This is a genomic window from Heyndrickxia sp. MSNUG (genome assembly GCF_049532715.1).
In the GTDB taxonomy this organism is placed as follows: domain Bacteria; phylum Bacillota; class Bacilli; order Bacillales; family Cytobacillaceae; genus Mesobacillus.
The window spans coordinates 1,765,919-1,785,482 of record NZ_CP150978.1; the positions used below are offsets into that span (position 1 = coordinate 1,765,919).

19 protein-coding genes and 1 pseudogene are annotated in these 19,564 nt (G+C 41.4%); all 20 read left to right on the forward strand.

Annotation, left to right across the window (positions count from 1 at the left end; genetic code table 11):
• Positions 1-519, forward strand: a complete 519-nt coding sequence (rimM, locus tag AABM38_RS08645) for a ribosome maturation factor RimM (protein WP_423410010.1) — start codon at positions 1-3, stop codon at positions 517-519.
• The gene (gene trmD, locus AABM38_RS08650; protein WP_423410011.1) at positions 516-1,259 is read left to right on the forward strand and encodes a tRNA (guanosine(37)-N1)-methyltransferase TrmD; all 744 of its coding nucleotides are present in this window, start codon (positions 516-518) and stop codon (positions 1,257-1,259) included. The genes rimM and trmD overlap by 4 nt, the downstream gene beginning before the upstream one ends.
• Positions 1,260-1,390: 131 nt before the next feature.
• A complete protein-coding gene (gene rplS, locus AABM38_RS08655) occupies positions 1,391-1,735 on the forward strand; it encodes a 50S ribosomal protein L19 (protein WP_041964491.1) in 345 nt (114 codons plus the stop codon).
• A gap of 237 nt (positions 1,736-1,972) precedes the next feature.
• Positions 1,973-2,527: a signal peptidase I gene (lepB, locus tag AABM38_RS08660; RefSeq protein WP_335375002.1), complete on the forward strand. Its 555-nt coding sequence runs from the start codon at positions 1,973-1,975 to the stop codon at positions 2,525-2,527.
• A gap of 65 nt (positions 2,528-2,592) precedes the next feature.
• The gene (gene ylqF, locus AABM38_RS08665; RefSeq protein ID WP_423410012.1) at positions 2,593-3,477 is read left to right on the forward strand and encodes a ribosome biogenesis GTPase YlqF; all 885 of its coding nucleotides are present in this window, start codon (positions 2,593-2,595) and stop codon (positions 3,475-3,477) included.
• A 77-nt stretch (positions 3,478-3,554) separates the two neighbouring features.
• Positions 3,555-4,337 carry a ribonuclease HII gene (locus tag AABM38_RS08670; protein ID WP_423410013.1) on the forward strand — a complete coding sequence of 261 codons (783 nt, stop codon included), beginning with the start codon at positions 3,555-3,557 and terminating at the stop codon, positions 4,335-4,337.
• A 12-nt stretch (positions 4,338-4,349) separates the two neighbouring features.
• Positions 4,350-6,251, forward strand: a complete 1,902-nt coding sequence (locus AABM38_RS08675; protein ID WP_423410014.1) for a hypothetical protein — start codon at positions 4,350-4,352, stop codon at positions 6,249-6,251.
• On the forward strand, positions 6,248-6,532 hold the full coding sequence (locus AABM38_RS08680) for an EscU/YscU/HrcU family type III secretion system export apparatus switch protein (protein WP_423410015.1): 285 nt from the start codon (positions 6,248-6,250) through the stop codon (positions 6,530-6,532). Before AABM38_RS08675 ends, AABM38_RS08680 begins: the two co-directional genes overlap by 4 nt.
• A gap of 527 nt (positions 6,533-7,059) precedes the next feature.
• Positions 7,060-8,220 (forward strand): ADP-forming succinate--CoA ligase subunit beta, encoded by a 1,161-nt coding sequence (sucC, locus tag AABM38_RS08685; protein WP_423410016.1) that lies wholly within the window; start codon positions 7,060-7,062, stop codon positions 8,218-8,220.
• A gap of 22 nt (positions 8,221-8,242) precedes the next feature.
• Positions 8,243-9,145, forward strand: a complete 903-nt coding sequence (gene sucD / locus AABM38_RS08690) for a succinate--CoA ligase subunit alpha (RefSeq protein ID WP_423410017.1) — start codon at positions 8,243-8,245, stop codon at positions 9,143-9,145.
• A 144-nt stretch (positions 9,146-9,289) separates the two neighbouring features.
• A pseudogene (gene dprA, locus AABM38_RS08695) lies at positions 9,290-10,076 on the forward strand (DNA-processing protein DprA).
• Positions 10,077-10,326: 250 nt separating this feature from the next.
• Entirely contained in the window at positions 10,327-12,402 is a 2,076-nt protein-coding gene (gene topA / locus AABM38_RS08700; protein ID WP_423410018.1) for a type I DNA topoisomerase, read from the forward strand.
• Between the two features lie 257 nt (positions 12,403-12,659).
• Positions 12,660-13,967 carry an FADH(2)-oxidizing methylenetetrahydrofolate--tRNA-(uracil(54)-C(5))-methyltransferase TrmFO gene (gene trmFO / locus AABM38_RS08705; RefSeq protein ID WP_423410019.1) on the forward strand — a complete coding sequence of 436 codons (1,308 nt, stop codon included), beginning with the start codon at positions 12,660-12,662 and terminating at the stop codon, positions 13,965-13,967.
• Between the two features lie 60 nt (positions 13,968-14,027).
• Complete coding sequence (xerC, locus tag AABM38_RS08710; protein WP_423410020.1) at positions 14,028-14,927, forward strand: tyrosine recombinase XerC; 900 nt, start codon at positions 14,028-14,030, stop codon at positions 14,925-14,927.
• 20 nt (positions 14,928-14,947) lie between these two features.
• Positions 14,948-15,490 (forward strand): ATP-dependent protease subunit HslV, encoded by a 543-nt coding sequence (gene hslV, locus AABM38_RS08715; RefSeq protein ID WP_423410021.1) that lies wholly within the window; start codon positions 14,948-14,950, stop codon positions 15,488-15,490.
• A 19-nt stretch (positions 15,491-15,509) separates the two neighbouring features.
• The gene (gene hslU / locus AABM38_RS08720) at positions 15,510-16,913 is read left to right on the forward strand and encodes an HslU--HslV peptidase ATPase subunit (protein WP_423410022.1); all 1,404 of its coding nucleotides are present in this window, start codon (positions 15,510-15,512) and stop codon (positions 16,911-16,913) included.
• 174 nt (positions 16,914-17,087) lie between these two features.
• On the forward strand, positions 17,088-17,867 hold the full coding sequence (gene codY, locus AABM38_RS08725; protein ID WP_423410023.1) for a GTP-sensing pleiotropic transcriptional regulator CodY: 780 nt from the start codon (positions 17,088-17,090) through the stop codon (positions 17,865-17,867).
• A 454-nt stretch (positions 17,868-18,321) separates the two neighbouring features.
• Positions 18,322-18,717, forward strand: a complete 396-nt coding sequence (gene flgB, locus AABM38_RS08730) for a flagellar basal body rod protein FlgB (RefSeq protein ID WP_423410024.1) — start codon at positions 18,322-18,324, stop codon at positions 18,715-18,717.
• A gap of 2 nt (positions 18,718-18,719) precedes the next feature.
• Positions 18,720-19,172, forward strand: coding sequence for a flagellar basal body rod protein FlgC (gene flgC / locus AABM38_RS08735; RefSeq protein ID WP_423410025.1), 453 nt, complete (start codon positions 18,720-18,722; stop codon positions 19,170-19,172).
• Positions 19,173-19,218: 46 nt separating this feature from the next.
• Positions 19,219-19,497 carry a flagellar hook-basal body complex protein FliE gene (fliE, locus tag AABM38_RS08740; RefSeq protein WP_423410694.1) on the forward strand — a complete coding sequence of 93 codons (279 nt, stop codon included), beginning with the start codon at positions 19,219-19,221 and terminating at the stop codon, positions 19,495-19,497.
• Positions 19,498-19,564: the final 67 nt, after the last annotated feature.

Below are 19,564 nucleotides of genomic sequence, written 5' to 3' on the forward strand. Positions count from 1 at the left end.
ATGGAAAATTATTTTAATGTTGGAAAAATTGTTAATACACATGGAATCCGTGGAGAAGTAAGAGTTATATCTAGAACGGACTTTCCGGAAGAACGCTATAAAGTAGGCAATACTTTGCTTTTATTCTTGCCTGGTTCAAAGGAACCTATCGAGCTTACTGTTAAAAGCCACAGGACACATAAAAACTTTAATTTGCTGACATTTGAAGGCTATGACAATGTCAACCAAGTTGAAAAGTTAAGGGACGGAATCCTTAAGGTTCCTGAAACCCAGCGTGGTAAACTGGAGGAAGGCGAATTTTATTTCCAGGATATTATCGGCTGCCTGATGTTTACAACAAAAGGGGAAGAAATCGGCAAGGTGGTTGAAATTTTAACTCCTGGTGCCAATGATGTCTGGGTGGTTAAGGATGGAAAAGGCAAGGAGATTCTAATTCCTTATATCGGAGACATCGTAAAAAAAGTCGATGTTAAAGAAAAAATCATCCTGATTGAACCTATGGAAGGGCTTCTGTCATGATGCACATCGATGTCCTGTCCATCTTTCCGGAAATGTTTGAAGGTGTTTTCGGGCACTCGATATTGAAAAAAGCTGCTGAAAAAGAAGCCGTTCAATATAATGTCGTCAACTTTCGAGACTTTGCGGACAATAAACATCAAACTGTTGACGATTATCCATATGGGGGCGGGGCGGGGATGGTTCTTAAGCCACAGCCGATTTTTGACGCTGTTGCTGACCTTAAGAAACGTGCGAAAAGCTCTGCTCCCCGTGTCATTCTTATGTGTCCCCAGGGAGAGCGGTATACTCAAAAGAAAGCAGAAGAGCTGGCAAAGGAAGAGCATTTGATTTTCATTTGCGGGCACTATGAAGGCTATGATGAGCGGATTCGGGAGCATGTGATTACCGATGAGATTTCGATTGGTGATTATGTTCTGACAGGTGGAGAACTAGGTGCCATGGTTGTCATTGACAGTGTGGTGCGCCTGCTGCCAGGAGTGCTCGGTAGTGAAGAATCTCATATCCAGGACTCTTTCAGCACGGGTCTTCTTGAACACCCTCACTATACCAGGCCATCTGATTTCCGAGGCATGAAGGTGCCTGATGTACTGATTTCAGGAAATCATCGTTTAATAGAAGAATGGCGCATGAAGGAAAGCCTTAAGCGTACCCTTGCACGCCGGCCAGATTTGCTAGAAGAAGCAGAACTGACCGATCAGCAAAAAAAATGGCTGGATGAGCTTTCAAAACTTCAAGATTGATATTGCAGTCACCGTTAGTTTATGGTAAGATACTTCTTGTGGCTAAAAGCGAAAGTGCTTATGCCGCTTATAACGATGTTCCGCTGCAATGAAACGTTTTGCAAGAGCATTTGTGGGAGGAGATGAAAACGATGCAACAACTAATCGAAGAAATCACAAAAGCACAACTTCGCACTGATCTTCCATCTTTCCGTCCTGGTGACACAGTACGTGTACACGTTAAGGTTGTCGAAGGAACTCGCGAACGTATTCAGTTGTTTGAAGGTGTAGTGATTAAGCGTCGTGGTGGTGGAATCAGCGAAACTTTTACAGTCCGTAAAATTTCTTACGGAGTAGGCGTTGAGCGTACTTTCCCTGTTAACACACCAAAAATTGCGAAGCTAGAAGTAATCCGTCGCGGTAAAGTACGCCGTGCGAAACTTTACTACCTACGTAACCTACGTGGTAAAAAAGCTCGTATCAAAGAAATCCGATAAGATTGAATGTAAAAAAGGAGCTTGCCTAGCCAAGCTCCTTTTTCATACTCAAGTAAGGGTTAGAATGTTCAAAGATGTTGCAAGACAACTCTTTGACTATTTCAAGCTTTAAGAAAAATGGGGAAACAATATTAAGTTTATTTTAAAAATCATTGCCCTTCGTGTTTATCTTGCCAGACTTATGTAAAATAAAGTTATGTATTCAAACAACCTATATTTTAGAATGGTGGGGAAAGAATGGCTGAGAAGAAGAAAAACGAATTATGGGAATGGACGAAAGCCCTATTGATTGCTGTAGTGCTCGCAGCTGTTATTCGATATTTTTTATTTGCACCGATTGTTGTTGATGGATTGTCGATGATGCCGACATTGCATGACCAGGACCGTATGATTGTAAACAAGATGAGCTATAAAGTAGGCGAACCAGAGAGATTTGATATCATCGTCTTTCATGCGCCGGAAAACAAAGATTACATAAAAAGAGTGATCGGCCTTCCAGGAGATAGAATCGAATATAAAAATGACACACTTTATGTCAATGGAGAGGCATATCCAGAACCTTACTTGGAAGAATATAAAAAACAAGTGATAGATGGTCCGCTGACTGATCCTTTTACCCTTGAAGAGAAGATCGGCAGAGAAACAGTTCCTGAAGGCCAGCTTTTTGTGATGGGGGATAACCGCCGCTTCAGCAAAGACAGCCGTCATATTGGTACGGTTCCGTTCGAAAAGGTGCTAGGAAAGACAAATGTCATCTACTGGCCTATTGACGATCTGCGCACAATAGACTAGAAATAGCCTTCATCCTAATATATAGGCAAGTGGATGGCTGGCAAAAGAGATAGGAGGTGGCTGCTTTGACAATCCAGTGGTTTCCTGGCCATATGGCCAAAGCTCGCAGAGAGGTCACAGAGAAATTAAAGCTCGTTGATGTTATTTTTGAATTGGTGGACGCAAGAATTCCTTATTCATCAAGAAATCCAATGATAGATGAAATCATCCAGCATAAGCCAAGAATTGTATTATTGAATAAAGCTGACATGGCTGATAGGGCTGTTACTGATGAGTGGCTCCGCTTTTACCGCCAAAAAGGGATAACTGCGCTAGCAATTAACTCACAGGCTGGAACAGGCTTGAAGCAGATCGTGCAGGAGTCAAAGGTTCTGTTGAAGGATAAACTTGACCGGTTAATTTCCAAGGGTGTCAAACCTCGTGCAATCCGCGCGATGATTGTGGGAATACCAAATGCGGGGAAATCCACATTGATTAACAGGCTGGCAGGCAAAAACATAGCACAGACAGGCAATAGACCAGGTGTCACCAAGTCACAGCAGTGGATCAAGATGGGCAAAGAGCTAGAATTGCTGGATACTCCAGGGATACTATGGCCAAAGTTTGAGGACCAAGAAGTGGGAGTCAAGCTTGCAATTACTGGGGCGATTAAGGATACGCTCTTGAATCTTCAGGACTTAACTGTCTATGCTCTAAGGTATTTGGAAAAACATTACCCTGAACGCCTGCAGGAGAGGTACAAGCTAGAACAGCTGCCAGAAGATGTTGTCGAGCTTTTTGACCTTATTGGTGATTTTCGTGGCTGCAGGATGTCAGGCGGTTATGTTGACTATGATAAAGTCGCGGAACTTGTGATCAGGGAAATCCGTACTGAAAAATTAGGGCCGTTATCCTTTGAACGTCCTCAAGACTTAATAAAACTTGATGAGATTGATGAAAATGAAAAATAAAGGTCCTGGATCCAGGGCCTTTATTTTTCGTTTTAATCGCCGATACATACAAGAGAAGCAAAATTAGGAGAATTTTTATGGGAAAATGGACAATTATTGAGATTGAGCAACAATTATTTGGTACAAATCACGTGGAGGAAGACTTCCTTGTGGCCTTGAAACAAGATGAGCGAAAAGGTGTGCAGCGAATGCTTGCCAAGTGGGAGAAACAAAAGCAGCGAAAGATGGAGTTGCATGAACAATTTGTCACAATGACATCCTTTGAGCAGAAATATAGGGCAGAAGGCTATAAGTATATAACCGGTATTGATGAGGCAGGAAGGGGCCCTCTAGCTGGGCCAGTAGTTGCTGGGGCAGTCATTCTGCCTGAAGATTTTTACCTTCCTGGACTAAATGACTCTAAAAAAATCTCTGGAGCGAAAAGAGATGAGTATTTTGAAGTAATCAATAACAAAGCACTGGCAGTAGGCATCGGAATCATTAGTGCATCTGAAATCGATGAAATAAACATCCTGCAGGCATCAAAAAAGGCAATGCTTTCAGCAGTTAGCCAGTTAGGAGTCACACCGGATTTTCTTTTAGTTGATGCAGTGAAATTGGAGACACCTTTCCCTTTTGAAGCGTTAATAAAAGGCGATGCAAGAAGCATTTCAATAGCAGCGGCCTCCATTATAGCCAAGGTTACGAGAGACAGGTTGATGAAGGAATTAAGTCAGGAATACCCTCAGTATGGATTCGGTGCGAATATGGGATACGGAACAGCTGAGCATATGAAAGCAATCAGGGAGCACGGTGTCACTCCGTTTCACAGAAAAACGTTTGCTCCAGTAAGAGAATGTATCGAGAATCATCTTGTATAAAGCAGGTGAATCATGGAAACAGGAGTACTGCAAAGTCTATTCAATTATAATCCATCACAGCAAGTAAAAACTGCGTCGCTGCGGTCGGGGCAAATTATCAATGGGAAAATCATTAAGCTCTTTCCAGAACAAATTGCCGAAATTCAAATCGGTAGCCAAAAAATGATTGCCCAATTAGAAACACCTCTTTCAGCAAATGAACGATACTGGTTTCAGGTCCAGCCAGGTGAAGGGAAAGTTCGCTTGAAGGTGATCGCAACTGGCAGTGAGGAGGGAAAGCAGCAAGAGAGCTTATCCAGGATTCTCGGAGGATTTTCATTGCCCTCGAATAAGGAAAACCTTGAATTGGTACGGTTCTTTTTAAAAGAACAGCTTCCTGTCAGCAGGGAAATCCTGCAACAGGCTTCCGAATGGCTGAAAAGCGCGACACCGCGAAGTTCAGGACTTGAAGCAATCCAAATGATTTTAACCCGAGGGCTGCCGCTTTCAGAAGCAACATTTTCCGCTTTATATACGGCCAATAAAGAGCCATCGATAACACTGTTAATTGAAAATCTCATAAAAGCAATTGAACAGGAATCTACTACGGATACAATGAGTAAAATTAAACACTTGCTGAGCGAGCTTGTATCTTCGAATGAAACAAATGCTGCCAGGTACGTGTTGGGACAGATTGCTGCTGCTTGGCTTAAGGGCCACAATTCAGAAGGGCAAGCTGCCTTTGGACTGCTCCAGCAAACTGCTGGGTTTCCTGCTCAGAAAAGCGAGAGTATGGTCTTGCAGCAAATGCTTTCAAACATGAAAAGTGAGGAGATAATGAAAGACGAAATCCCAGCAGAGCTGCATTTTGCTAAGAAACTGATTGCCCTTTTAGAAAAGGGTGAAATTACTCTAGCGAAACAATTAATAGACAACTTTAGCAAAGATGATCCTAAAGGTACAATCTTTAAAAATGGGCATTTAACCGAGCTAGTCGATCCGTTGCGGCAGTTATTCGCAGGTTCTCTTGTAAAGGAGGCTGATCGACAGGAAGGCTTGCAGGCATTTAAACAATTAATGGGGATGGTATTAGGAGGAATTGATGATTCTAAGTCAGCACTAAAGTGGTTATCAATTTTACTCCCGGAAAAAGAAAATTTTTTAAGTGCAGGAGCAGAATTGCTGAAAGCTGCAGGTAATGCTGAGAGGTCAGGTTTATCTATTCAGCAAAGCGAACTTCTGAAAAAAGCAATCAATAATGCTGAACAGGGTATGGCACTTTCCGATGAAGAGCCCGCAATCTTCACAACTGAAAAAATAAAGTCCTTCTTGTCATCTCTTGGCCTATCATATGAACGGGACCTTGCCGAAGCTTTTAAAGACTCTATTGAAGACAAGACTCAGCCTGCAGAGAGTTTGAAACCGCACCTGATACGTCTGTTAAATGAAAACCCTCCCCATGCTGTTAAGGAGGCTGCAGAGCAGCTTTTAAACAAGATTACCGGTTTCCAGCTGCTTTCACAAGAGACCGGGCCTATCCAGCAGTTAATCGTGCAAATGCCGTTTATCATTGGGGGAAAAATGTCTGAGGTTACCGTTCAGTGGAGCGGCCAAAAAACGGAAGACGGTAAAATCAACGCAGATTTTTGCCGTGTACTCTTTTATCTGAAACTCGAGCATTTGGATGAAACGATTGTTGATATGCAAGTCCAGAACCGGATCTTGAGCATGCAGGTCATCAATCAGCATCCTTCATTAAAAACAGTGGCAGATCAGCTCTTGCCAATGTTAAAAAACAAACTAGCAGAAGTGAGTTATCATTTGTCATCGGTAAATTTCCTGGTCCCAGGGGTGTCTAAGCATCAAGGTGACCAAAAGAAATTGGCAGAACTGTATAGCAAAAAAGATTACAGCAGGGTGGATATCAAAATATGAAACCTCAGAAATCAACACGAAAAACGGCAGTAGCACTCGGTTATAATCCAGCCACCCATGATTCTCCCAAAGTAATGGCAAAGGGAAAGGGCCTTGTAGCTGACCAGATCATTGAAAAAGCGAAAATTCATGACATACCGATCCAGCAGGACCCATCCCTTGTAGAAGTCCTAAGTCAGCTTGAGTTGAATGAGCGTATACCTGAGGAGCTATACCAGGCAGTTGCTGAAGTGTTTTCTTTTATCTACAGGCTTGACCAGCAGGCGGGAAAACCAAAATAACTAGACTGTTATGATCAATATTAAATTAGGTAAATTCATCCATTTTTAGACTTTGGAATCCATTTTATTACATACTCTGTTAAAGGTCCTTGTTGATTTCTAGCCCTTGTTAATGGATGTGGAAATCAACAAAGTAATTTAACAGATCTATACATTTTAAGGTCATATTTGTAAATGGCACAATTTATTGTAAAAACTAAATTAATATTTTCATGTTAAATATAAAGAGAAAGAAAATAATTTTTTTCAGCTCATTTATCTCCTTAAAAGTCGAGAAAAGGCTAAATCTCGGCTTTTTATGCTTCCTTTTTATCAGGGTGATACTTTTTTGCAATATTTAAAATGGCAAAATATTTAAATCATAAAGGTAGACAATCAATATTTCATTATATAAAATGAAAGCGCAGTCTATTTTTTAAAAATTTAAATGAATTATATTTTCTACTTAGAAAAGCTAGATGCGGGTGAGGAAAGCTTGTAGATCCTCTTAGATGTGCACTCTTTTCTAATAGATAGGAGGATGGGAAATGAATGTCCATGAGTATCAAGGAAAAGAAATCCTCAGAAAATATGGGGTAAAAGTACCGAATGGAAAGGTAGCTTTTACAGTTGAGGAAGCTGTTGAAGCAGCGCAAGAGCTAGGTTCATCAGTTGTCGTCGTGAAAGCTCAAATCCATGCTGGCGGAAGGGGTAAAGCTGGCGGGGTCAAGGTAGCAAAGAACCTTGATGAAGTGCGTACATATGCAACTGAAATCTTAGGGAAAACATTGGTTACTCACCAGACTGGACCAGAAGGCAAGGAAGTTAAGCGCCTGCTGATCGAAGAAGGCTGTGACATCAAGAAGGAGTACTACGTAGGACTTGTTCTTGACCGTGCTACTGCCCGTGTTGTACTAATGGCTTCAGAAGAAGGCGGAACGGAAATCGAAGAGGTTGCAGAAGCAACTCCAGAGAAAATCTTCAAAGAAGAGATCGATCCTGTTGTAGGCCTAATGCCATACCAGGCTCGCCGTATTGCATTCAATATCAACATCCCTAAAGAACTTGTAAACCAAGCTGTTAAGTTCATGATGGGTCTTTACAACGCTTATATTGAAAAAGATTGCTCAATCGCAGAGATCAACCCGCTTGTTGTTACAGGCGACGGACAGGTTATGGCGCTTGATGCTAAATTGAATTTTGACGCGAATGCTCTATACCGCCAAAAGGATATTCTTGAATACCGTGACCTTGAGGAAGAAGATGCAAAGGAAATCGAGGCTTCAAAGTATGACCTAAGCTATATTTCCCTTGATGGAAACATCGGCTGCATGGTTAACGGTGCAGGTCTTGCGATGGCAACAATGGACATCGTCAAGCATTACGGCGGAGACCCGGCCAACTTCCTTGATGTTGGGGGCGGTGCAACTGCTGAGAAAGTAACAGAAGCATTTAAAATTATCCTTTCAGATCCGAATGTTAAGGGTATCTTTGTTAATATCTTCGGCGGCATAATGAAGTGCGACGTTATCGCTACTGGTGTAGTTGAAGCAGCTAAGCAAGTTGGACTGGAAGTTCCTCTTGTAGTTCGCCTTGAAGGTACTAACGTAGATCTTGGAAAACAGATTCTGAATGAATCTGGCTTAAATATCATTGCTGCTGAATCAATGGCAGACGGCGCTGAAAAAATCGTTTCATTAGTTAAGTAGGATCGAAAGGAGAGAATTTGACGTGAGCGTATTCATTAATAAAGATACAAAGGTCATTGTTCAAGGTATTACGGGTTCTACAGCCCTTTTCCATACAAAACAAATGCTTGAATATGGTACAAAAATTGTTGGAGGAACATCTCCAGGCAAAGGCGGTATTGAAGTAGAAGGCGTTCCTGTATTCAACACAGTAAAAGAAGCTGTTGATGCTACAGGTGCTAATGCTTCTGTCATCTATGTACCTGCTCCATTCGCTGCCGATGCAATCATCGAAGCAGTTGATGCAGACTTAGATTTAGCAATCTGTATCACTGAACATATTCCTGTTCTGGATATGGTAAAAGTGAAGCGCTACATGGAAGGCAAGAAAACTCGCCTTGTAGGCCCTAACTGCCCAGGGGTTATCACTCCTGAAGAATGCAAAATCGGCATCATGCCAGGATATATCCACACTAAAGGCCATGTTGGCGTTGTTTCCCGTTCTGGAACATTGACTTACGAAGCAGTACATCAGTTGACACAAGCTGGAATCGGCCAGTCTACTGCAGTAGGTATCGGTGGAGACCCTGTTAACGGAACAAACTTCATCGATGTCCTAAAGGCATTCAATGAAGACCCAGAAACATATGCTGTCATCATGATCGGTGAAATCGGCGGTACTGCTGAGGAAGAAGCAGCTGAGTGGGTCAAGGCAAACATGACTAAACCAGTAGTGGGCTTCATCGGCGGAAGAACTGCACCTCCAGGAAAGCGCATGGGCCATGCTGGTGCAATCATTTCCGGTGGCAAAGGTACAGCGGATGAAAAAATCCGTGTAATGAACGAGTGCGGCATCAAAGTTGCAGACACTCCTTCTGTAATGGGTGAAACACTGATTGGCGTATTGAAGGAACAAGGCTTATACGACAAGTGTAAAACACACTAAGTTATTCTGATGGACAGTCCCTCTGTATAGAGGGACTGTTTATTAATCTGAAAAACAATTCTGGGGGTAAATATGGATCATCTTAAAAGCAAATTGATCACACTGATCCATGGCAAGCATTCGAGCTGGAAAGCTATATACGCCATGCTAAAATCGGATTCTTTGCATGATAATATATATGAAGAAAAAAATTATTTTTCATTTTCATCACACCACTCCAACAGTCCCCAAACTAACCCACATGACCTGCCAGTCGACAGACTTCTCTCCGAATATGCATCGAAAAATATCCATCTTATAACTTTTTTCGACAATATCTATCCTGAATGCCTTAAGACGATATACCAGCCGCCCTGGGTGCTCTTCGCAAAAGGCGATCTCACCCTGTTAAACTCAAAAAAAATTCTGGCAGTAGTAGGTTCCCGTGATGCGTCCGATTATGGGCTGAAAACAATCGATTATTTGTTTCCAGAACTAATCGAGAAAAAAACAGTCGTTGTCAGCGGCCTTGCAAAAGGAATTGATGCCTATGCACATAAAACGGCAATCAAGCTCGGAGGGAAAACAATCGGCGTCATTGCAGGAGGATTTAATCATATCTATCCAAAGGAAAATATGAAGCTGGCAGAGTTTATGTTGCAGAATCAATTAGTCATTTCCGAATATCCACCTGCTACAATTCCGGAAAAGTGGCATTTTCCTATGAGAAATAGAATAATAAGCGGGTTAGCGAAAGGGACACTCGTGGTTGAAGCAAAAAAAGAGTGGTTCATTGATCACCGCAGAATTTGCATTGAATGAAGGACGCGAAGTTTTTGCTGTTCCGGGAAGCATATTGACACCAAACTCTGACGGAGTCCATGAATTAATTCAGCAAGGAGCAAAACTAATCAGAAATTCCAAAGAGATTCTAGAGGATCTGAAAAGATAATATGGAATGATATTAAAAAAACCATATATAATTCATCAATATTGTTGCCTTTTTTTCAAGTTTTCTTCTCATTTATATAAAATTTACAACAAAAAGGTTGAAATAATTTTCATTCTGTTATACATTTTGCATCAGGTATTTTAAAATCCCCAAATAAGATGAAAACGTTTACTTAGTGGTACAATTTGACAATGTTAAGCTTTGTAGACAATAATAATGATAATTTTATACCTCTAAGGAGGACAATTGGATGTCAGAGTTTTTAGTAATCGTTGAATCCCCTGCAAAGGCAAAGACGATTGAGCGTTATCTAGGAAAAAAATATAAGGTTAAAGCTTCAATGGGCCACTTGCGCGATTTGCCAAAGAGCCAGATGGGTATCGATGTAGAAAATAATTATGATCCTAAATATATTACGATCAGAGGCAAAGGCCCTGTTTTGAAAGAATTAAAATCTGCTGCGAAAAAAGCAAAAAAAATCTATCTCGCGGCTGACCCCGACAGAGAAGGGGAAGCGATTGCCTGGCACCTTGCCCACACTCTCAATGTCGATATACATTCAGATTGCAGGGTCGTCTTCAATGAGATCACGAAGGATGCAATTAAGGAATCCTTTAAACACCCTCGCTCAATCAATATGGATCTGGTAGACGCACAGCAGGCTCGACGAGTATTAGACAGGCTTGTAGGATATAACATCAGTCCGCTATTGTGGAAAAAAGTCAAGAAGGGCTTAAGCGCGGGACGTGTCCAATCTGTCGCGATGCGAATGATCATTGACAGGGAAAAAGAAATACTTGATTTCGAACCGGAAGAGTATTGGACGATCGGTGCAGACTTCCTAAAAGGAAAAGATGCCTTTGAAGCTTCGTTTTACGGTATTGGTTCCGAAAAAGCAGAATTGAAATCTGAACAGGATGTCAACAACGTCTTAAGTCAGCTGAAGGGAAGTAAATTCAAGGTTGCTTCGGTGACGAAGAAAGAGAGAAAACGTAATCCAGCACCTCCATTCATCACTTCTTCATTGCAGCAGGAAGCAGCACGCAAGCTAAACTTCCGTGCAAAGAAAACGATGATGCTCGCACAGCAGCTGTATGAAGGGATTGATCTTGGCAAAGAAGGTACAGTTGGATTGATCACTTATATGAGAACCGATTCTACAAGGATTTCTGAGGTTGCGCAGGCTGAAGCAAGCCAGTACATCATAGGCGAGTATGGGCAAAATTTTGTACAGACAGAAACCCGGAAAGAAAAGAAGCAGTCAAATACCCAGGATGCTCATGAAGCCATCCGGCCTACGAGCACGATGAAAGTGCCGGATAAGGTTAAGGAATTCCTGTCACGTGACCAGTTCAGGCTTTACAAGCTGATTTGGGAACGTTTCATTGCCAGCCAAATGGCACCGGCGATCATGGACACGATGAGCGTAGATCTTAAGAATGGTGATGTTACTTTCAGGGCTACTGGATCAAAAGTTAAATTTTCAGGATTCATGAAGGTATACGTTGAAGGTTCCGATGACCAAGTAGAAGAAAAGGATAAATTCCTGCCGGATTTAAAGGAAGGCGACGAGGTAGTTAAGAAAGACATCGAACCAAAGCAGCATTTTACTCAGCCGCCGCCAAGGTATACAGAAGCACGGCTGGTAAGGACGCTAGAGGAACAGGGAATAGGCCGTCCGTCAACATATGCTCCAACACTAGATACGATTCAGAAAAGAGGATATGTATCGCTAGATAATAAGCGCTTTGTTCCAACAGAGCTAGGTGAAATTGTTGATGGCTTGATAAGAGAATTTTTTCCGGATATACTTGACCTCGAATTCACAGCCAAAATGGAGCAGGACCTGGATCATGTCGAAGATGGAAAAGTCAATTGGGTGAATGTTATTGATGAGTTCTATCAAGATTTTGAAAAGCATCTCGCCAAGGCTGAAAAGGAAATGCAGGAAGTTGAAATCAAGGACGAACCAGCTGGTGAAGATTGCGACCAATGCGGCAGCCCAATGGTATTCAAAATGGGAAGATACGGCAAATTCATGGCCTGCAGCAATTTTCCTGATTGCCGCAATACGAAGGCAATTGTAAAAGATATTGGGGTAAAATGCCCGAAATGCGAGGAAGGAAACATCATCGAGCGAAAAAGCAAGAAGCGCCGAATCTTTTTCGGCTGCGATCGCTTCCCAGAGTGTGACTTCCTATCATGGGATAAGCCGCTGGCACGCAGCTGCCCTAAATGTGACAAACTGCTGGTCGAAAAGAAACTTAAAAAAGGCGTGCAGGTGCAATGTACCGAATGTGATTATAAAGAAGAACCACAAAGCTAGAGTGAGCCTTAGGCTCACTCTTTGTGCTTGTTTTTAGGGTTTAAGCTAAGAAAAACGCACCTGATACGCTGATTTTAAGCTGATTTGAAACTTTTTTCTTTCTTTTTCGTAAAGTAAAGTGCAAAATGATACAAGTATCAGGGAAAAGTAATGGAGATTGAAGTATATAATAGAAGATTTATGTGCAGGCAGATGATATAATAAATCTTTTGATGAACCTTTGAACAATTTTTTAATAGCTACTGGAGGAAAAGGATATGACTGAAGCAACAGTAAATGTCGTCGGTGCCGGCCTTGCAGGCAGTGAAGCAGCATGGCAGTTGGCTCAAAGAGGCATTAAAGTTAACTTATATGAAATGAGACCTGTTAAACAGACGCCGGCTCATCATACAGATAAATTTGCTGAATTAGTCTGCAGTAACTCATTGCGTGCTAATACATTAACGAATGCAGTCGGTGTTTTGAAAGAAGAAATGAGAATGCTTGATTCAGTGATTATCGGTGCTGCAGATGCATGTGCAGTTCCTGCGGGGGGCGCATTGGCTGTTGATCGTCATGAGTTCGCTGCGTACGTAACGGATCGAGTAAAACAGCATCCAAATGTGACTGTTATTAATGAAGAAATTACTCGAATTCCAGAAGGACCTACTGTCATCGCTACCGGACCATTGACTAGCCCGGCGCTATCTGAGCAGTTAAAAGCGCTGACTGGTGAAGAATATCTGTACTTCTATGATGCCGCTGCGCCAATCCTTGAAAAAGACAGCATCGATATGGACAAGGTTTACCTGAAATCAAGATATGATAAAGGGGAAGCTGCTTATCTTAACTGTCCAATGACCGAAGAGGAGTTCGATCGTTTTTACGAAGCTTTGATCACAGCTGAAACCGTGCCGCTAAAAGAATTTGAGAAAGAAATTTTCTTTGAAGGCTGTATGCCAATCGAGGTGATGGCTCAAAGAGGAAGAAAGACGATGCTGTTTGGTCCTTTAAAACCAGTTGGTCTTGAAGACCCGAAAACTGGGAAGCGTCCTTTTGCAGTGGTCCAGTTGCGCCAGGATGATGCTGCGGGTACACTTTACAATATTGTAGGTTTCCAAACGCATTTGAAATGGGGACCACAGAAGGAAGTGCTTCAGCTTATTCCTGGACTGGAGAATGCTGAAATTGTTCGCTATGGTGTTATGCACAGGAACACATTCATCAATTCTCCAAAGGTTTTAAAAGCTACGTATCAGTTCCAAAACAGACAAGATCTTTTCTTCGCAGGACAAATGACTGGTGTGGAAGGATATGTTGAGTCTGCTGCCAGTGGTTTGATTGCTGGAATTAATGCAGCAAGACTTGTTTCTGGAGAAGAACCATTGGAATTCCCTCATGAGACAGCTATGGGAAGCATGGCTCGTTATATCACGACGACCAATGCGAAAAACTTCCAGCCTATGAATGCAAATTTCGGACTTTTCCCTGATTTGCCTGAGAAAATCAGAGGCAAGCAAGAACGCAACGAAAAACATGCTACACGAGCATTAGAAACAATTCAGAAATTTGTGAAAAATTTGTAATTTTTATTGCGAGGGCTATTTAAATATGTTACTATTTAGTAGCCCTTGTGAGGTGACGAAATGGAATCAAATGTGAACAATTCTTTAAAGTTGTTTATAGAATATTTACAAATCGAAAAAAATTACTCACAATATACTATTGAACATTATCAACATGATATTAGGGAATTTTTCATGTTCATGTCTGAACAAGGACTGAATAGTCTGGATGATATCGAGTACTCTGATACGAGGATTTACCTGACCAAATTATTTGACGAGCAGCTGTCGAGAAAGTCAGTAGCTCGCAAGATTTCCTGTATGCGAAGTTTTTTCAAGTTTTTGCTGCGGGAAAGAATTGTTAATGATAATCCGTTTTCGCTTGTTTCAATCCCAAAATTAGAAAAACGTCTTCCAGACTTTTTTTATGAGGAGGAGCTCTCAGAGTTATTTAAGGCATGTGAAACTGAAACAGCTTTAGGTAAAAGGAATAAGGCCATTCTCGAATTGCTTTATGCCACGGGAATCCGGGTTGGTGAGTGCTGTAAGATCCAGATGAAAGATGTAGATTTATCGCTTTCAACTGTATTGGTTCACGGGAAAAGAAAAAAAGAAAGGTATGTTCCTTTCGGCAGCTTTGCTCATGACGCACTTGAGGAGTACATATTGAATGGAAGACCTGATCTTCGAAAAAAAGAAGATCACGATTATTTATTTGTTAATTTTCGCGGCGGACCTTTGACGGACCGGGGCATAAGGGAAATATTAAATAAATTGATTGAAAAGTCTACTCTGACCGGTAAAATCCATCCGCATAAACTCCGCCATTCGTTTGCAACCCATATGATGAGCAATGGTGCGGACATGAGGACGGTTCAAGAATTGCTAGGCCATGCGTTCCTCTCATCAACGCAAGTCTACACGCATGTTACGAAAGAGCATTTACGAAATATCTATATGTCACATCACCCGAGGGCATAAGCCAGAAGGAGGACAAAGGGATGTCAGAATTCCACTCTACAACGATATTTGCCGTACAGCATAAAGGCCAATGCGCGATGTCAGGCGATGGTCAAGTAACCTTTGGAAATGCAGTTGTGATGAAACATACAGCAAAGAAAGTAAGAAAGTTGTTTAATGGTAAAGTAATTGCCGGATTTGCTGGTTCTGTTGCTGATGCTTTTACATTGTTTGAGATGTATGAAGGAAAGCTTGAGGAATTCAATGGCAATCTCCAAAGGGCAGCTGTAGAGCTTGCGAAGCAATGGAGGAGCGATAAAGTGCTTAGAACACTTGAAGCAATGCTGATCGTCATGAACGAAACAGACATGCTCTTGATCTCAGGCACTGGTGAAGTAATTCAGCCTGATGACGGTATCCTTGCCATCGGCTCAGGCGGGAATTATGCCTTGTCTGCTGGCAGGGCTCTAAAGCAATACGCTGGCGACCATTTGACTGCGAAGGAAATAGCAAAATCCTCATTGGAAATTGCTGCTGACATTTGTGTGTACACTAACCACAATATAATCGTAGAAGAACTGTAACGGAAAAGGAGTGTTTAGATTGAAACAGACAACCAATTTAACTCCAAGGCAAATCGTAGAAAGGCTCGATCAATATATTGTCGGCCAAAAGGATGCTAAAAAAGCTGTTGCAGTAGCTCTAAGGAATAGATACCGCAGGGGCTTACTTGCTGAGAATATTAGAGATGAAGTAATTCCTAAAAATATCTTGATGATAGGACCAACAGGGGTAGGTAAAACTGAAATTGCCAGAAGAATGGCGAAACTGGTAGGTGCGCCTTTTGTAAAGGTTGAAGCGACCAAATTCACCGAAGTTGGATATGTTGGCCGCGATGTAGAGTCAATGGTCAGGGATCTTGTAGAAACATCGATCAGACTTGTAAAAGAGGAAAAAATGCAGCGTGTTAAAGAGCCTGCAGAGGAAAATGCTAACCGCCGTTTAGTCGAGCTTCTCGTTCCTTCTGCAAAAAAATCGGCGAACTATAAGAACCCTTTGGAAATGCTGTTTGGCGGTGGAAACCAGACTGACCAGGAAACAAACCAGACAGAAGACTTAGGATTGTATGAGAAGCGCAAAATAATCAAGCAGAAGCTTGAACTAGGCGAACTTGAGGATGAACTAATCACGGTTGAGGTTGAAGAGCAGGCACCGTCGATGTTCGACATGCTTCAGGGATCTGGCATGGAGCAGATGGGCATGAACATGCAGGATGCTTTGGGAGGCCTGATGCCCAAAAAACGAAAAAAACGCAAGCTGCCTGTACGTGAAGCAAGGAAGGTATTGATCAACGAAGAAGCTCAAAAGCTTATTGATATGGATGAAGTGACGCAGGAAGCAACATTCCGTGCAGAACAGGCGGGTATTATCTTCATTGATGAGATCGATAAGATTGCCAGCAAGAATTCCGGCGGTTCCAGTGCAGATGTCTCACGTGAAGGTGTACAGCGTGACATCCTGCCAGTAGTAGAGGGGTCAACGGTGAATACTAAATATGGCCCTGTTAAAACAGACCATGTCTTATTCATAGCAGCTGGTGCATTCCATATGGCTAAACCATCGGATTTAATTCCCGAGCTTCAGGGCCGTTTCCCGATCAGGGTAGAGTTGACGAAGCTTACGGTCGATGATTTCTACAGGATTTTAGTCGAGCCTGACAATGCCTTGACGAAGCAATATCAAGCATTATTGGAAACTGAAGGTATACAAATTGAATTTTCTGACGATGCTATACGTAAGATTGCTGAAGTGGCATTTGAAGTTAACCAGAACACTGACAATATTGGAGCTAGAAGGCTTCAGACAATACTTGAAAAACTTCTTGAGGATCTTAGCTTCGAAGCACCCGATATTAATCTAGAGAAAGTGGCGATCACTCCTCAATATGTTGAGGAGAAGCTAGGCGCCATTTCTCGGGATAAAGATTTGAGCCAGTTCATTTTATAAGGTTCATTTCCATAAAACCACCAATACAGGCGCAAACAGCCTTTTAATGGTTTACCGTTTTATTGCATACGCAACAGGGTAGACAAATAAAGGCTGCCTATTGTGCTTATGTATTGAAACTAGCCATGAAAAAATAACAGTATTTTTTGTTGAAGCAAATAGGAGGAAGAAACAATGGACTTACTAACGAAAACTAGAAAAATTAACGCCCTGCTCCAAAAAGCTGCCGGCAAACCGGTAAACTTTAAAGAAATGTCAGAAACACTTAGTGAAGTAATCGAGGCGAACATCTTTGTTGTTAGCCGCCGAGGCAAACTTTTAGGCTTTGCGATTAACCAACAAATTGAGAATGAGCGTATGGTACAAATGCTTGAGGACCGCCAATTCCCAGAAGAATACACGAAGAACCTTTTTAACATCCAAGAAACATCACCGAACCTTGATGTGAACAGTGAATATACTGCATTTCCAGTTGAAAACAAAGAGCTTTTCAAAAACGGTTTAACTACAATTGTGCCAATCATCGGCGGCGGTGAACGTCTTGGAACATTGATTCTTGCGCGCTTAGAAGAGCAGTTCCACGATGATGACCTTATTCTTGGCGAGTATGGCGCAACGGTTGTAGGTATGGAAATCCTTCGTGAAAAAGCTGAGGAAATCGAAGGTGAAGCACGAAGCAAAGCGGTTGTTCAAATGGCGATCAGTTCTTTATCATATAGTGAACTAGAGGCTATTGAGCACATTTTTGAAGAATTGAATGGCAAAGAAGGTCTGCTGGTTGCTTCAAAAATTGCAGACAGAGTTGGAATAACACGTTCCGTAATTGTAAACGCACTTCGTAAACTTGAAAGTGCTGGTGTCATTGAATCTCGCTCACTTGGTATGAAAGGGACTTATATTAAAGTCCTAAATGATAAGTTCTTATTTGAACTCGAAAAACTTAAGAACAATTAAATATACACAAAAAACCCGCTGTTAAACCAGCGGGTTTTTTGTGTATTTAGTTAGTTAATTATTTCAAAAATATTTCTTTTCTTTTACACGCGAAACCTCAATTCTAGTAAATACTTCCAATTTAATACCTAGAATTACCTTATACCCCTGAGGGTTTAATGGGTAAAAAGGCATAAATTTTCAAAATATAAGATGGATATTTCAATACGTTTTTCCTATTTGATGGAATTTTTTAATAAGGGTTTTGGATAATTGTCATATTATATTCCATTTTAAGTTAAAAATTAGTACTTTTATCCTGATTATTAAAATAAGTCAATTGCAGCACAAAAATTAACCGAAAGTACATAGACAGTTTATTTCAGATTCTTTACAATAAGGTGTATATGACGGGATTCTCCAAAGAATTACAAAATTCAGCAAAAGCTTGCTTAACAACTGAGGGGTGAAAATATTGAAGTTGTTCTCGAATACCGTATCAACCCTGGAAAATGCGTTGAACTATTCATCCTTGAAACAGAAAATTGTTTCTCAAAATATCGCGAATGTCGACACACCAAATTATAAGGCGAAAGATGTCAGTTTCAAAGCAGTGTTTCAAGAGACGCTAGGGCAGTCGTTCGAGGCTAAAAGGACTGACGGACGCCATTTTGTATTTAAGAGCCGTAATGGAGCTTTTCCAGGCACAGTCATTAAAAATAATGTTAACTACAATGAGAATGGCAATAGTGTTGACTTGGATAAAGAAATGTCCGATCTTGCAACGAATCAAATTTATTTTAATGCATTAACCGAAAGGATTAACGGAAAGTTCAATTCTCTTCAGACTGTTATAAGAGGTGGGAAATAATTATGACGATGTTCCATAGCATGAATACAACTGCCTCAGCCTTAACAGCACAACGGCTTAGAATGGATGTTATATCTTCCAATATGGCGAATGTCGATTCAACCAGGGGGGCTGACGGTAAAGCATATCACCGAAAAATGGTTGTTTTGGAACCTAAGGAAGGCAGTTTTTCATCTTTTTTAAACAGGGCAATGGGAAGCCGAAGTGAGAATGCAGCAGGGAATGGAGTAAAGGTATCACAAATAAAAGAAGATACCAGGACACCAATGAAAATGGTATATGATCCTGAGCATCCTGATGCAGATCCTGAAACTGGCTATGTAGAGTATCCTAATGTCGATCCTTTAAGGGAAATGGTTGACTTAATCAGCGCTACAAGGTCCTATGAAGCAAACGTAACCGTCTTCAACGCTTCTAAGGGAATGATGATGAAGGCACTCGAAATCGGGAAGTAAGGAGAGATATTAGATGAATACATTAGGGATCAATTCAGTTAGCCAAATGGTCAGGCCATTTGAGACAAATAAGCCCACTCCCACATCTACAGCATACGAAGCACAACAAAGTTTTACGTCCGTACTTAAGAAATCAATCGAACATCTAAATCAATCTCAGGTTCAGTCAGACATCATGACAGAAAAATTAGCTCGCGGTGAAAATGTAGATCTCCATCAAGTAATGATTGCGAGCCAAAAAGCGAGCATTACGATGCAAGCTACATTAGAAGTGAGAAATAAAGTTATAGAAGCTTATCAGGAAATGATGAGAATGCAAGTCTAATAATATTGGCTAAAAACTAAAGTTATAGCGGTTATTAGCTGTATAAAAAGAAGAGACTTAATAACCG